Genomic DNA, 14,640 nt, shown 5'->3' with positions numbered 1-14,640 from the left:
CCGATCGATGATCCCCGTCACGTCCTTCGCCGGCAAGACGGTCGCGGTGTTCGGCCTCGGCGGCTCCGGGCTCGCCTCCTGCCATGCGTTGAAAGCCGGCGGTGCGGAGGTGGTCGCCGCCGACGACAACGCCGAGAACGTCGCCAAGGCTGCGCAGGCCGGCTTCATCACCGCGGACTTGCGCAACGTCTCCTGGGCCAAGTTCGCAAGCCTCGTGCTGGCGCCCGGCGTGCCGCTCACCCATCCGGTGCCGCACTGGAGCGTCTTGAAGGCGCGCGAGGCCGGCGTCGAGGTGATCGGCGACATCGAGCTGTTCTGCCGCGAGCGACGCCGCCACGCACCCGATGCGCCGTTCGTGGCCATCACCGGCACCAACGGCAAGTCGACCACGACGGCGCTGATTGCGCATCTGACCAAGGTCGCCGGCTACGACACCCAGATGGGCGGCAATATCGGCACCGCGATCCTGTCGCTGGAGCCGCCGCGCATGGGCCGCGTCCACGTCATCGAGATGTCGTCCTACCAGATCGACCTCACGCCCTCGCTCGATCCCTCCGTCGGCATCCTGCTCAATGTCAGCGAGGACCATATCGACCGGCACGGCACGATCGAGCATTACGCCGCGGTGAAGGAACGCCTCGTTGCCGGCGTGCAAGGCGGCGGCACCTCGATCGTCGGCGTCGATGACGGCTTTTCCCGCGATATCGCCGACCGGCTCGATCGCGCGGGCAAGAACGTGGTGCGCATCTCCGTCAAGAACCCGCTCGCGTCAGGCATTTACGTCGAGCACGGCACCATCGTGCGCGCCTCGGGCGGCGCCCGCAGCGAAGTCGCCGCGCTCGGCGGCATCGGCTCGCTGCGCGGCCAGCACAACGCGCAGAACGCGGCCTGCGCGGCCGCCGCCGCGCTCGCCATGGGCATCAGCCAGGACGTGCTACAGAACGGCCTGCGCAGTTTTCCGGGCCTCGCGCATCGCATGGAGCAGGTCGGCCGCCGCGGCAACGTGCTGTTCGTCAACGATTCCAAGGGCACCAATGCGGATGCCACGGCGCATGCGCTGTCGTCGTTTGCCGACATCTTCTGGATCGCCGGCGGCAAGCCAAAGGCGGGCGGCATTACTAGCCTGACCGGTTTCTTCCCGCGGATTCGAAAAGCCTATCTGATCGGCGAAGCCGCGCAGGAATTTTCCGGAACGCTCGGCTCGGTCGCGCACGAGATCAGCCAGACCCTCGATGTCGCCGTCGAGCACGCCGCGCGCGATGCGGAAGGCTCGGGCCTCGCCGATGCCGTCGTGCTGCTGTCACCGGCCTGCGCCTCGTTCGACCAGTACCGCAACTTCGAGATCCGCGGCACCAAGTTCCGCGAGCTGGTGCAGGCGCTGCCGGGTGTGAAGCCGGTGGTGTAGGGCGCGCACTCGTCCGGCCAACTGCGCTGTCGTCGCCCGGCTTGACCGGGCGACCCAGTATTCCAGAGACGGTTGCGATTGAACCGAGGAGCCGCGGCGTACTGGATGCCCCGGTCAAGCCGGGGCATGACAGTGCGTCTTGTGGCCAGAGATCATCGTCAAACATCCGCACTTCCTTAACCCCCCGGTAACCAACGTCGGCGACCAATGGACGGACCTCTGTCCGAAAGCGGCCGCCCATGCTCTCCCGTGAAGAACGCACCCCCTTTTCCGAGTGGTGGTGGACCGTCGACAAGCCGCTGATGGGCGCCATCCTGGGGCTGATGCTGACCGGGGTCATCCTGTCGCTGGCGGCGAGCCCGCCGGTTGCGACCCGCATCGGGCTCGATGCCTTCCACTTCTTCAGCCGCCATGTGCTGTTCCTCGTGCCCTCCTGCATCGTGCTGCTCGGGGTGTCGTTCCTGTCGCCGCGCGCGATCCGCCGCTCGGCCCTGATCATCTTCGCGGCGAGCATCATCCTGATCGTGCTCACGCTCGCCATCGGCCCCGAGGTGAAGGGTTCGCGCCGCTGGATCACGCTGCTCGGCGTCAACATCCAGGCCTCCGAGATCGCAAAACCATCTTTCGTCGTGATCGCGGCCTGGCTGTTCGCGGAATCGACCAGACGGCCGGAGATGCCGGCGACCTCGATGGCGCTGGTGCTGCTGTTGATGCTGGTCGCGCTATTGGTGATGGAGCCGGATTTCGGCCAGACCATGCTGATCCTGATGGTGTGGGGCTCGCTGTTCTTCATCGCGGGCATGCGCATGATCTGGGTGTTCGGGCTCGCAGGTCTCGGCGCGGCCGGCCTGTTCAGCGCCTATCTTTTCGTTCCGCACGTCGCGGGCCGCATCAAGCGCTTCATGAACCCGGCCTCCGGCGACACTTTCCAGGTCGATACCGCCATGGAGGCCTTCTATAACGGCGGCTGGTTCGGGCTCGGACCCGGCGAGGGCATCGCCAAACGCAGCCTGCCGGACAGCCACACCGACTTCGTCTTCGCGGTCGCGGCCGAAGAGTTCGGCATCATCCTGTGCCTTGCGATGCTGGCGCTGTTCGCCTTCGTCGTCATCCGCACGCTGTCGCGCGCCTATGCCAATGAGGACATGTTCTCGCGCTTTGCCGCTTCGGGCCTTGCGATCCTGTTCGGCGTGCAGGCGGCGATCAACATGTCTGTGAACCTGCAGCTCATCCCCGCCAAGGGCATGACGCTGCCGTTCATCTCCTATGGCGGCTCCTCGATCATCTCGCTCGCCTATGGCGTCGGCATGATGCTGGCGCTGACGCGGCTGCGCCCGCGCACCGAGGTCGAGGCGAGCGGCCACGCCGAGGCGATGCGCAGTTACGCGTAAGTCGTCATTGCGAGCGCAGCGAAGCAATCCAGACTGTCCCCGCGGAGGGATTCTGGATGGCTTCGCTTCGCTCGCAATGACGGGACAGACCTTGTAAAAAGGCCTACCATGGACATGTCCCCCCTGATTCTTCTCGCCGCGGGCGGCACCGGCGGCCATCTGTTCCCGGCCGAGGCGCTCGGCGTCGAATTGATCCGGCGCGGCTATCGCGTCCGCCTCGTCACCGACGAGCGCGCGCTGCGCTACAGCGGGCTGTTCAGCAAGGACATGATCGACGTCGTCAGAAGCGAGACCGCGCGCGGCCGCAATCCGCTTCAGCTCGCCTATGCCGGCCTCACGCTCGCCGCCGGCACGCTGTCGGCCTACGCCCTGATCAAGCGGTTGAAGCCCGTCGCCGTCGTCGGCTTCGGCGGCTATCCGACCTTGCCGCCGCTGGTCGCGGCGAAGTTCGCGGGCGTACCCGGCATCATCCACGACGCCAACGCCGTGCTCGGCCGCGCCAACCGGTTCCTGTCGAGCCGCGTGCGCGCCATCGCGACGTCCTTGCCCGGCGTGCTCGATCGCGATCCGGCGCTGGCAGGCAAGACGACTACCGTCGGCACGCCGATGCGTCCGGCGATCCTCGCGGCCGCCGCGGTGAAATATGCCGCGCCCGAGCCGAACGGGCCGCTGCGCCTGCTCGTCGTCGGCGGCAGCCAGGGCGCGCGCATCATGGCCGACATCGTGCCTGATACGATCGAGCGACTCGAGCCTGCGCTGTGGAGCCGTCTCATTCTCACCCAGCAGGTGCGCGAAGAGGACATGAGCCGCGTGCGCGCCGTCTACGACAAGCTCAAGATCAAGGCCGAGCTCGCGCCGTTCTTCACGGATCTGCCGGCGCGCCTCGCCTCCAATCATCTCGTGGTATCGCGCTCCGGTGCGGGCACCGTGGCCGAGCTCGCCGCGATCGGCCGGCCCTCCATCCTGGTGCCGCTGCCCGGCTCGATCGACCAGGACCAGTTCGCCAATGCCGGCGTCCTGGTCAAGGTCGAGGGCGCAATCCGGATCCCGCAGACCGAGTTCACCTCCGACCGGCTGGCGTCCGAAATCTCCGCCTTCGCCGCCGAGCCGGCGCGACTTGCCGCGATGGCTGAAGCCGCCCGTGGCGCTGGCCGGCTCGACGCGGCCGAGCGGCTGGCGGATCTCGTGGTCAAGGTTGCGGGAATCTGACGCCTGTTCCGGCCCGGATGGCCAAAAAAGGCCCTTGTCATGCCCCGCGAAAGCGGGGCATCCAGTATCCGACGCAGTTGATTTGAATCTCTGGCGTCGCGGAGTACTGGATCGTCCGCCTTCGCGGACGATGACCCCAAGGAAACCACATGAGACTGCCGCGCGAGATCGGACCCATCCACTTCGTCGGGATCGGCGGGATCGGCATGAGCGGCATCGCCGAGGTGCTGGTCAATCTCGGCTATGCCGTGCAAGGCTCGGACGCCGCCGACAATTACAATCTCGACCGTCTGCGCAAGAAGGGCGCGAAGGTCTCGGTCGGCCACAAGGCCGAGAATATCGACGGCGCCGAGGTCGTGGTCGTGTCCTCCGCGATCAAACGCGACAATCCGGAACTGATGGCGGCGCGCGAGAAGCGCATTCCCGTGGTACGCCGCGCCGAGATGCTGGCCGAGCTGATGCGGCTGAAGAGCTGTGTCGCCATCGCCGGTACCCACGGCAAGACCACGACGACGACGATGGTCGCAACGCTGCTCGATGCCGGCGGGCTCGACCCGACCGTGATCAACGGCGGCATCATCAACGCCTACGGCTCCAACGCACGGTTAGGTGCCGGCGACTGGATGGTGGTGGAGGCCGACGAGAGCGACGGCACGTTCCTGAAGCTGCCGACCGATGTCGCGATCGTCACCAATGTCGACCCCGAGCATCTCGACCACTTCAAGACCTTCGAGGCCGTGCAGGACGCGTTCCGTCATTTCGTCGAGAACCTTCCGTTCTACGGCTTTGCCGTGATGTGCATCGATCATCCCGTGGTGCAGAGCCTCGTCGGCAAGATCGAGGACCGCCGCATCATCACTTACGGTGAGAACCCGCAGGCCGATGCGCGCCTGGTCGATCTCACCGCAGGCGGCGGCGGCTCGAAGTTCAAGGTCGTGATCCGCGACCGCAAGACCGGCACCACGCATGAGCTCGCCGACCTCGCGCTGCCGATGCCGGGCCGGCACAACGCCTCGAATGCGACGGCTGCAATTGCGGTCGCGCACGCGCTCGGCGTGTCGGACGAGGCGATCCGAAAGGCGCTGGCCGGCTTCGGCGGCGTCAAGCGCCGCTTCACCAAGACAGGCGAGTGGAACGGCGTCACCGTGATCGACGATTATGGCCATCACCCCGTGGAGATCGCGGCCGTGCTGAAGGCAGCGCGCGATTCCTACACCGGCAAGGTGATCGCCGTGGTGCAGCCGCATCGCTACACCCGTCTGCAATCGCTGTTCGAGGAATTCTGCACCTGCTTCAACGACGCCGATGCGGTCGTCGTCGCCGACGTCTATGCCGCGGGCGAAGCGCCGATCGACGGCATCGACCGCGATCACTTCGTCGCGGGCCTGCGCGCGCATGGTCACCGCGAGGTGGTCCCGCTGCCGGCAGCGACGGAGCTCGCCGGCATCGTCAAGGGATTGGCGAAACCAGGCGATCTCGTCGTGTGCCTCGGGGCAGGCAACATCACGCAATGGGCGTATGCATTGCCCGGCGAATTGAAGACGCTGGGGTAACGCGGTGGGATTTCCCGACATCACGCCCGACCTCAAAGCCGCGATGCCCGAGCTGCGCGGCCGGCTGCTGGCGAACCAGTCACTGGCCGAGCTCACCTGGTTTCGCGTCGGCGGTCCCGCGCAGGTGCTGTTCACGCCGGCGGACGAGGACGATCTCGCTTACTTCCTCGCGCATCTGGCGTCCGACGTTCCCGTCTACGTCATCGGCGTCGGTTCCAACCTCATCGTGCGCGACGGCGGCATTGCCGGCGTCGTCATTCGTCTCGCGCCGCGCGCCTTCGGCGAGGCGACCGCGAGCGACGACGTCGTCACCGCAGGTACTGCCGCGCTCGACAAGCGCGTGGCGGAGGTTGCGGCGTCCGCCAATATCGGCGGGCTCGAATTCTTTTTCGGCATTCCGGGTACGATCGGCGGCGCGCTGCGCATGAATGCCGGCGCCAATGGCGGCGAGACCAAGGACGTGCTGATCGAGGCGAGGGGCGTCGGGCGCGACGGCACGAAGCACGTCTTCTCCAACACCGAGATGAAATTCGTTTACCGCAACAGCGGCGTCGATCCCTCCATCATCTTCACCTCCGCGCGCTTTCGCGGCGAGATCAAAGAGCCAGAGGCCATCCGCGCGCGCATGGCGGAGGTGCAAAGCCATCGCGAGACCGCGCAGCCGATCCGCGAAAAGACCGGCGGCTCGACCTTCAAGAATCCGCCCGGCCATTCCGCCTGGAAGCTGGTGGATGCCGCCGGCTGCCGCGGCTTGCGCGTCGGTGGCGCGCAGGTCTCGGAGATGCATTGCAACTTCCTGATCAACACGGGTGACGCCACCGCGCATGACATCGAGACGCTCGGCGAGACCGTACGCGAACGCGTGAAGGCGAATTCCGGAATTGAGCTACACTGGGAAATCAAGCGGATCGGGGTTTTATGACCACCGTCATTCCGGGGCGATGCGCTAGCATCGAACCCGGAATCCATCTCGCCTCTGTATCTGCGGCTAGATGGATTCCGGGTTCTCGCTTCGCGAGCCCCGGAATGACGAACTGGAGAGATTGCGGACTATGACCATGCGCATCACCATCCTCTTCGGCGGCTCCAACCGCGAACGTCTGGTCTCGGTTGCCACCGCCCAGGCGCTGCATCAGGCGCTGCCCGAGGCCGACCTCTGGTGGTGGGACGTCGAGGACAAGGTGCACGTCGTGCAGTCGAAGCAGCTGCTCGAGCATGCCCGCCCGTTCGAGGACGAGTTCAAGCCGGGCACGTCAGGCGTTCCGCTCGCGCAGGCGCTCGACCGGGCCAAGGCGGAAGATCGCGTGCTGGTGCTCGGCCTGCATGGCGGGCGTGCCGAGAACGGCGAATTGCAGGTGATGTGCGAGGCGCGCGGCGTGCCGTTCACCGGCTCGGGCTCGGCGTCCTCGCATCTCGCCTTCGACAAGATCGCAGCCAAGCATTTCGCTGCGCTCGGCGGCGTGACGCCGCCGGAAAATCTTGCGCTCGATGATATCGACGAGGCCTTCGCCGAATACGGCCGCTTGATCGCAAAGCCCGCGCGCGACGGGTCGAGCTACGGCCTGATCTTCGTCAACGCCAAGCAGGACCTCGTCGCCGTCCGCAACGCGGCCAAGCATGAAGAGTATGTCATCGAGCCCTATATCGCCGGCGTGGAGGCGACCTGCGGCGTGCTGGAGCGCACCGACGGCTCGATCATCTCGCTGCCGCCGATCGAGATCATTCCGGGTGAGGGCAATTTCGACTACGCGGCGAAATATCTTCTGAAGTCGACCCAGGAGATCTGCCCCGGCCGCTTCGCACCCGAGATCACCGCCGCGCTCAAGGAGCAGGCGATGCTGGCCCATCGCGCAATGTCCTGCACCGGCTATTCCCGCTCGGACTTCATCGTCTCGGACAAGGGCCTCGTCTATCTCGAGACCAACACGCTGCCCGGGCTGACCAAGTCCTCGCTCTACCCCAAGGCGCTGAAAGCCGAAGGCATCGAGTTCGTCGACTTCCTGCGCGGCCTAGTCGAGCTCGCCTGCCAGCGTGTGCGGAAATAGTCAGGACTGGTTAACGGCCGAATCGGCGAAACCGGCCGGTTTGGCGACCAAAACCGGTAAAATGCCGGACATCGCGGCGCAAACGCCTCACATTGCGGGGCAAAATGCGCAAGTCGTTAACGAATTTTACCTTTTGTTTACCAGGACGTCCGAAGGTTAACGCTGGCGGCGCATATGGCGCTTTGGCTGCCGGCGCGAGAGCTGTCGCGGGGTGATGTCACCCTCCAGCGAACGCTTTGAAGGGGAGAGGTTTTCTTCTGCTGAAGACCAGCACCCGGCCCGGCAGGTCCGAGACGTCATGTTCGCCAGGATCCGCGCGATGTCGCGGGCAAACTGTTGACGAGCTCGTGCAATGGATGGAGCAGGAAGCCTCACCCGGTCGCTTTTCAGATCGCTGAGGCCCCAAGCTGACCTGAAGGCGGCCGCTATCGGAGCGGGCGTGCTTCTGCGCGAGTGGATGCAGGACAAGCACGAAGAGGCGCGCGCTGCCGCCAACGACAAGGCCAAAGCCAAGGCCAAGGTCAGGGCCGTCGTCGAGCGCGAGCCGCCGCCGCGCGTGGTCGCGCTGGTCGAGCGCTATCTGCCGCGCCGGGTCGGCCTCAGCATGACCGTGCTGCTCTTGATCGGCAGCTGCGGCTTCGGCATCGTCAAGGGCGGCCACCTCCAGGATTTCGTCACCGCGGTCAGCGATGCCCGCAATGCGCTGGCCAATTCCGCCGGTTTCCGCATCACCTCCGTCGTGATCAACGGCCGCAAGCAGCTGACGCAGGACGAGATCCTCGCGATCGGCGGCGTCAGCGGCCGTTCCTCGCTGCTGTTCCTCGATGCGGACGCGGTGCGCGACAAGCTCAAGGCCAATCCCTGGATTGCGGATGCGACCGTGCTGAAGCTCTATCCGGGCCAGCTCATGATCGAGCTCACCGAGCGCAAGGCGTTCGCGCTGTGGCAGGAGGCCGGCCGGCTCTCCGTCATCGCCGACGATGGCGCCGTGCTCGAGCCCTATGTTTCGCGCCGCTTCCTGTCGCTGCCGCTCGTGGTCGGCAAGGGCGCCGACACCCAGGCGCGTGATTTCCTGGCGCTGCTGTCGCGCTACCCGCAGGTCAATTCGGTGACCAAGGCCGCGATCTACGTGGGCGAGCGGCGCTGGAACCTGCGGCTCAAGGACGGTCTCGACATCCGCCTGCCCGAGCAGGACGTCGGCAACGCGCTTGCGACGCTGTCCAAGCTCGACAAGGAAGACCGGCTGTTCTCCCGCGATATCGTCGCCGTCGACATGCGCCTGCCGGACCGGCTGGTGGTGCAGCTCTCCGAGGACGCCGCCAAGGCGCGCGAGGAGCTGTTCAAGGACAAGAAGAAAAAGAAGGCCGGGGATTCCGCATGACCGGTCTCGATCGCAGCCAGACGCCGAAGACGCGCCCGATGCCGCACAAGCGCGGCGGCATCGTCGCCTGCCTCGACATCGGAACCAGCAAGATCGCCTGCATGATCGCGCGGCTGAAGCCGTCGCCGCCGAGCGATGCGCTGCGCGGCCGCACCCATGCGGTGGAATTGATCGGCTACAGCCAGATCCAGTCGCGCGGCATGAAGGCCGGGGCGGTGATCGATCTCGGCGAATGCGAGCAGGCGGTGCGCCAGGCCGTCGGACTCGCGGAGAAGATGGCCAAGGTGCGGGTCGAGTCGGTGCTGCTGTCGGTCTCCGGCGGCCGGCTCGCCGGCCAGCTGGTCGAAGCCGCCGCCGACATTCGTGGCGGCGCCGTGACGCCGGCCGATGTCAGCCGCGTCACCTCCACCGGCATGCGCCACGCCACCGGCGAAGGCCGCACCGTGCTGCATGCGCTGCCGGTCGGCTACACGCTCGACGGCGTCAAGGGCATCCGCGATCCCCGCGGCATGGTTGCGCACCAGTTCGGCGTCGACATGAACGTCGTCACCTGTGAGGCCACTGTGGCGCGCAACCTGATGCTGGCGGTGGAGCGCTGCCACATCAATGTCGAAGCGATGGCAGCGAGCTCCTATGTGGCCGGCCTGTCGGTGCTGACCGACGACGAGGCCGATCTCGGCGCCGCCGTCGTCGAGATGGGCGCCGGCACCACCACGATTGCCGTTTATTCGGGCGGCCGCTTCGTGCATGCGGCGGGTTTTGCGGTCGGCGGGCAACACATCACGATGGATCTTGCGCGCGGACTCTCGGCGACCATTGCCGATGCCGAGCGAATCAAGACCTTATACGGCACCGTCATCACCGGCGGATCGGACTCGCGTGAGCTGATGTCTGTGCCGACAGCCGGTGACGAGCAGGATCTGCCGCAGATCGTCTCCCGCGCCACCATCGCGAACATCGTCAAGCACCGTGCCGAGGAAGTCTTCGAAATGGTTCGGGACAAGCTGAAGGATTCGCCCTTCGCCGCAGAGCCCAACGGCCGCGTCGTGCTCTCGGGCGGCGCCTCGCAGCTGACCGGTCTCGTCGATCTCGGTACCCGGATTCTCGGCCGCCCCGTGCGGGTCGGCCGTCCGCTCGGTTTTGGCCGGCTGCCCAACGAGGCGAAGAACGCCGCGTTCGCGGTGCCGACCGGACTTCTCGTCTACCCGCAATATGTTCACCTCGAACATGTCGAACCGCGGCATACGCGGCAGCAGGTCAAGACAGGGACCGGCGGATATTTCGGAAAGGTCGGACGATGGCTACGCGAGGGCTTCTGATGACCGCATTCTGCAATCTTCGATTTTCACCAACTCCCGCGGCCACCGGCCGGGGCGAACCCACGCGCGCGTGATCGAGAGGCAACCATGACCATCAGCATCAATGTTCCTGATATTCACGAACTGAAGCCCCGGATCACCGTATTCGGCGTCGGCGGCGCCGGCGGCAACGCCGTCAACAACATGATCACGGCGGGCCTGCAGGGCGTCGACTTCGTGGTCGCCAACACCGACGCGCAGGCGCTGACGATGTCGAAGGCGCAGCGCATCGTGCAGATGGGCACGGCCGTCACCCAAGGCCTCGGCGCCGGCTCGCAGCCGAACGTCGGCGCCGCGGCGGCGGAAGAGGTGATCGACGAGCTGCGCGACCATCTCTCGGGCGCCAACATGGTGTTCGTCACCGCCGGCATGGGCGGCGGCACCGGCACGGGCGCTGCTCCCGTGATCGCCAAGACCGCGCGCGACATGGGCATCCTCACCGTCGGCGTCGTGACCAAGCCGTTCCACTTCGAAGGCGGCCGCCGCATGCGCACCGCTGAAGCCGGCATCAACGAGCTGCACAAGGTCGTGGATACGCTCCTGATCATCCCGAACCAGAACCTGTTCCGGGTCGCCAACGAGAAGACCACCTTCGCCGACGCCTTCGCGATGGCCGACCAGGTGCTCTATTCGGGCGTTGCCTGCATCACCGACCTGATGGTCAAGGAAGGCCTGATCAACCTCGACTTCGCCGACGTGAGAGCGGTGATGAGGGAAATGGGCAAGGCGATGATGGGCACCGGCGAAGCCTCCGGCGACAAGCGCGCGCTGACCGCCGCGGAAGCCGCGATCGCTAATCCGCTGATCGACGACAGCTCGATGAAGGGCGCCAAGGGCCTCCTCATCTCCATCACCGGCGGCAAGGACCTCACCCTGTTCGAGGTCGACGAGGCCGCGACCCGCATCCGCGAGGAAGTCGACCAGGATGCCAACATCATCGTCGGCGCCACCTTCGACGAAGCGCTCGACGGCCTGATCCGCGTCTCGGTCGTCGCCACCGGCATCGAGCAGGCCGCGATCGCCCGCAACAGCCAGGCCACCTCCGCGCCTGTCGCGAACCCGGCGCCGCAGGTGCAGCAGGCTGCCGCCCCGGCCGCCGCTGCCGAGAGCCGTCTCGCCGACCTGACCGCCCGGCTCCGGGCCGACAACCAGCGTCTGGCCGAGCGTGCCCAGAAGCTCGAAGCCCAGACCCCGGTCGCCGCGCCGGCTCCCGCTGCCGCGCCCCGTCAGAACGTCGAGCGCGCTGCGCTCGCCGCCATCGCCGCTGCCGTTGCCGAGGTGCCGCAGGCGCCCGCGCCGCAGACCTATGGCGACGTCACCGTGCGCCCGATCGCGCAGAAGCCGACCCTGTTCCCGGAGCCCGACATGGCCCCGGTCGCGGTGCAGGAGCCGATGACGCCGGATACCTTCATCCCGCCGCAGGCCGAGCGTCCGGCCCGCGCGCCACGCATGCCGCGAATCGAGGAGCTGCCGATGCCGGCCCAGGCCGAGATTCGGCAGGCCCGCGGCGAGGCTGAGGAAGAAACCCCGCAGAAAACCCGCCTGTCGCTGTTGCAGCGCCTCGCCAATGTCGGCCTTGGCCGTCGCGACGAGGAAAGCGAGCCGCCGGTCGCGGCCCGCACCGCCGGTCCCGCCATGCCGCCGCTGCCCGAGCGCCGGCCGCAGAAGACCGTGGCGCAGCAGATCGCATCCAGCGAGCCGGTATCAGAGTATGCCCGCCGTCCTGCGCCGCAGGGCCTGGACGTCCATGGGCGCCCCGCACCTGTTGCGCCGGCGCCACAGGGTGACGACCATCTTGATATCCCGGCCTTCCTGCGGCGGCAGGCGACCTGAGGATTGTTACAATAAGGCAGACGAAAAAAGGTCCCGGCGAGAAGCTTGCCGGGACCTTTCCTTTGGTCCCGGGCATGTCCGGATTGCGCAGCCAAGCAACTGATTTTAAATCATTAATTACGCATTCGGTGGTTCAGTAAAACTGCCGACAGGGACCCCGAACACCGGCGCAATTTGGTTAAGCCTTGGCGCGAATACGGCAGGTTTGGGGTAACAATCGGTAAAAAAGCGTGAGTTGGCGCTGTTTGAGGCAGCAACTATGGTTTGCCGTGACTTGGGGATACGGGGATTCGGTAGTGTCGGCTCTGGCCGGCCAAGCGGGTCTCGTATAAGTCGCAGTGGGTCGTAGTGGGGCGGGTTCCTGATGAAATTTAGCCGGCAAACAACGCTTCGTGCGCAAGCCTCCGTGGCAGGCGTGGGCGTTCATTCCGGTCTTCCCGTTACTGTCACGCTTGGGCCTGCGCCTGTCGACGCAGGTTTTATTTTTGTCCGGACCGGACTTGAGGGAAGTGACCGCGAAGTCCAGGCGACCGCCGACCAGGTGATCGCGACCGACTTTGCCACCGTCCTCGGCGACCGCACCGGTCCGCTGGTGTCCACCGCCGAGCATGTGCTTGCTGCGCTGCGGGGAATGGGCGTCGACAACGCCACCATCGAGATCGACGGTCCCGAAGTCCCGATCATGGACGGCAGCGCGGCGGCCTTCATCGCGGCGATCGACCAGGCCGGCATCGTCACCCAGCCGGCGCAGCGTCGCTTCATTCAGGTTCTGAAGCCGATCTCGGTCAAGATCGGCGACTCCTTCGGCGAGATCAGGCCCCACGCCAATGGGTTCCGCGTAGAGGTCGAGATCGATTTCACCAATCCCGTCATCGGTCAGCAGGCTTACGCCTTCGACGTCAATCCGGAAGGTTTCCGCCGCGAAGTCGGCCGGGCCCGGACCTTCGGCCTGATGAGCGATGTCGCGCGGCTCTGGAGCGCGGGCTATGCCCTCGGCGCCTCCTTTGACAACACCGTCGTGTTCGACGACGAGCGGCTGCTCAACACCGAAGGCCTGCGCTACGCCGATGAATGCGCCCGCCACAAGGTGCTGGACGTGATCGGCGATCTCTCGCTGGCCGGGCTGCCGCTGCTTGGCGCCTACCGCTCGGTGCGTGGTGGCCACAAGGTCAACCACGCCGTCCTGACCGCGCTGCTCGCCGACCGGACCGCCTGGCGGGTGGTCGAGGGCGAGGCTGCCCGCCGCACCACGCGTCCCGTGGGTGAGGTCGGTCGCGGCATCGTCGGCGGCCGGATCGCTGCGGCCTTCGGACCGGATGTGTCCTGACGCGGCCTGCCGCCTTGGGAACGTGGTTGGCGGCCCCGGGAAACTCCTGGTAACCATGATCGGCTAGCATTGCGGCAGGTTCGCCTTAATCCGGGCGAAATGCCTCCCTATCCGGTTCGTTAACGGTCGTTTTTCGGATACATCAGCGTGGTCGCACGGCAGGCACCACGGTTACATTTCGCGCCCATGAGGGGTTCGTGGGCTGGCGGACACCGCATCACAGGGCGTCAGGGCTTAAACTCATGTCGGCACAGCGTATGACGCGCGGATATTTCTCGGTCTCGTCGCGAGCCCGCGGGCTGCTTCAGGCCGTCACCTTCATCATGCTCGCGCTGCCGCTCGCCGGATGTGGCACGGGCGCGCTCTGGGACAAGTTCACCGCCAAGGACGACACCTTCGTCGAGGAGCCCGCCGACAAGATCTACAATGAGGGCCTGTACCTCATGAACGAGAAGAAGGACATGAAGGCGGCGAACAAGAAGTTCGAAGAGGTCGACCGCCAGCATCCTTATTCCGAATGGGCCCGCAAATCGCTGCTGATGTCGGCCTATGCGTCCTATCAGGGCGGCGATTATGACGGCTGCATCGGCGCCGCCACCCGCTACGTCACGCTGCATCCCGGCAGCCCGGACGCGGCCTATGCGCAATATCTGATCGCCGCCTCCCATTACGACCAGATCCCGGACATCAGCCGCGACCAGACCCGCACCGAAAAGGCGATCGCGGCGCTGGAAGAGGTGGTGCGCAAATATCCGAACTCGGAATATGCGACCTCGGCCAAGGCCAAGATCGAGGGCGCCCGCGACCAGCTCGCGGGCAAGGAAATGAACGTCGGCCGCTACTACGCCCAGAAGCGCGACTACACGGCCGCCATCAATCGTTACAAGACCGTCGTCACGCAGTACCAGACCACCCGCCATGTCGAGGAGGCGCTGTTCCGCCTGACCGAGGCCTATATGGCGATCGGCATCGTCGGCGAAGCGCAGACCGCGGCGGCCGTGCTTGGGCACAATTTTCCTGACAGCCGCTGGTACAAGGACGCCTATAATCTTGTAAAATCCGGCGGTCTCGAACCGAGCGAGAATCAGGGGTCCTGGATCAGCCGGACCTTCAAGAAGATGGGTCTCGGCTAGGAAAT

At 66.1% G+C, this 14,640-nt stretch carries 11 protein-coding genes; all 11 read left to right on the top strand.

What is annotated here, in order from left to right; all coding sequences use genetic code 11:
• The first annotated feature begins 7 nt into the window (after positions 1-7).
• The 11 genes from murD (at position 8) to ACNJYD_RS28765 (ending at position 14,635) form a co-directional block, all read left to right on the top strand.
• Positions 8-1,405, top strand: coding sequence for a UDP-N-acetylmuramoyl-L-alanine--D-glutamate ligase (gene murD, locus ACNJYD_RS28815; RefSeq protein WP_439364021.1), 1,398 nt, complete (start codon positions 8-10; stop codon positions 1,403-1,405).
• Between the two features lie 239 nt (positions 1,406-1,644).
• The gene (gene ftsW / locus ACNJYD_RS28810) at positions 1,645-2,796 is read left to right on the top strand and encodes a putative lipid II flippase FtsW (protein WP_172787244.1); all 1,152 of its coding nucleotides are present in this window, start codon (positions 1,645-1,647) and stop codon (positions 2,794-2,796) included.
• Positions 2,797-2,904: 108 nt separating this feature from the next.
• The gene (gene murG, locus ACNJYD_RS28805) at positions 2,905-4,005 is read left to right on the top strand and encodes an undecaprenyldiphospho-muramoylpentapeptide beta-N-acetylglucosaminyltransferase (protein ID WP_439364020.1); all 1,101 of its coding nucleotides are present in this window, start codon (positions 2,905-2,907) and stop codon (positions 4,003-4,005) included.
• Between the two features lie 149 nt (positions 4,006-4,154).
• Positions 4,155-5,558 carry a UDP-N-acetylmuramate--L-alanine ligase gene (murC, locus tag ACNJYD_RS28800; RefSeq protein WP_439364019.1) on the top strand — a complete coding sequence of 468 codons (1,404 nt, stop codon included), beginning with the start codon at positions 4,155-4,157 and terminating at the stop codon, positions 5,556-5,558.
• Positions 5,559-5,562: 4 nt separating this feature from the next.
• Positions 5,563-6,480: a UDP-N-acetylmuramate dehydrogenase gene (murB, locus tag ACNJYD_RS28795; RefSeq protein WP_439364018.1), complete on the top strand. Its 918-nt coding sequence runs from the start codon at positions 5,563-5,565 to the stop codon at positions 6,478-6,480.
• A 136-nt stretch (positions 6,481-6,616) separates the two neighbouring features.
• Positions 6,617-7,603: a D-alanine--D-alanine ligase family protein gene (locus ACNJYD_RS28790; protein ID WP_439367525.1), complete on the top strand. Its 987-nt coding sequence runs from the start codon at positions 6,617-6,619 to the stop codon at positions 7,601-7,603.
• A 352-nt stretch (positions 7,604-7,955) separates the two neighbouring features.
• A complete protein-coding gene (locus ACNJYD_RS28785; RefSeq protein WP_439364017.1) occupies positions 7,956-8,984 on the top strand; it encodes a cell division protein FtsQ/DivIB in 1,029 nt (342 codons plus the stop codon).
• Entirely contained in the window at positions 8,981-10,303 is a 1,323-nt protein-coding gene (gene ftsA / locus ACNJYD_RS28780) for a cell division protein FtsA (RefSeq protein WP_439364016.1), read from the top strand. Before ACNJYD_RS28785 ends, ftsA begins: the two co-directional genes overlap by 4 nt.
• Positions 10,304-10,390: 87 nt before the next feature.
• Positions 10,391-12,175 carry a cell division protein FtsZ gene (ftsZ, locus tag ACNJYD_RS28775; protein ID WP_439364015.1) on the top strand — a complete coding sequence of 595 codons (1,785 nt, stop codon included), beginning with the start codon at positions 10,391-10,393 and terminating at the stop codon, positions 12,173-12,175.
• 364 nt (positions 12,176-12,539) lie between these two features.
• Positions 12,540-13,502, top strand: coding sequence for a UDP-3-O-acyl-N-acetylglucosamine deacetylase (gene lpxC, locus ACNJYD_RS28770; protein WP_439364014.1), 963 nt, complete (start codon positions 12,540-12,542; stop codon positions 13,500-13,502).
• A gap of 242 nt (positions 13,503-13,744) precedes the next feature.
• Positions 13,745-14,635 (top strand): outer membrane protein assembly factor BamD, encoded by an 891-nt coding sequence (locus ACNJYD_RS28765; protein ID WP_172787252.1) that lies wholly within the window; start codon positions 13,745-13,747, stop codon positions 14,633-14,635.
• Positions 14,636-14,640 lie beyond the last annotated feature (5 nt).

Source organism: Bradyrhizobium sp. SPXBL-02 (assembly GCF_051853065.1).
Classification (GTDB): domain Bacteria; phylum Pseudomonadota; class Alphaproteobacteria; order Rhizobiales; family Xanthobacteraceae; genus Bradyrhizobium.
The sequence above is the reverse complement of the archived record's forward strand: the minus strand, read 5'-3'. Positions and strand labels throughout refer to the sequence as shown.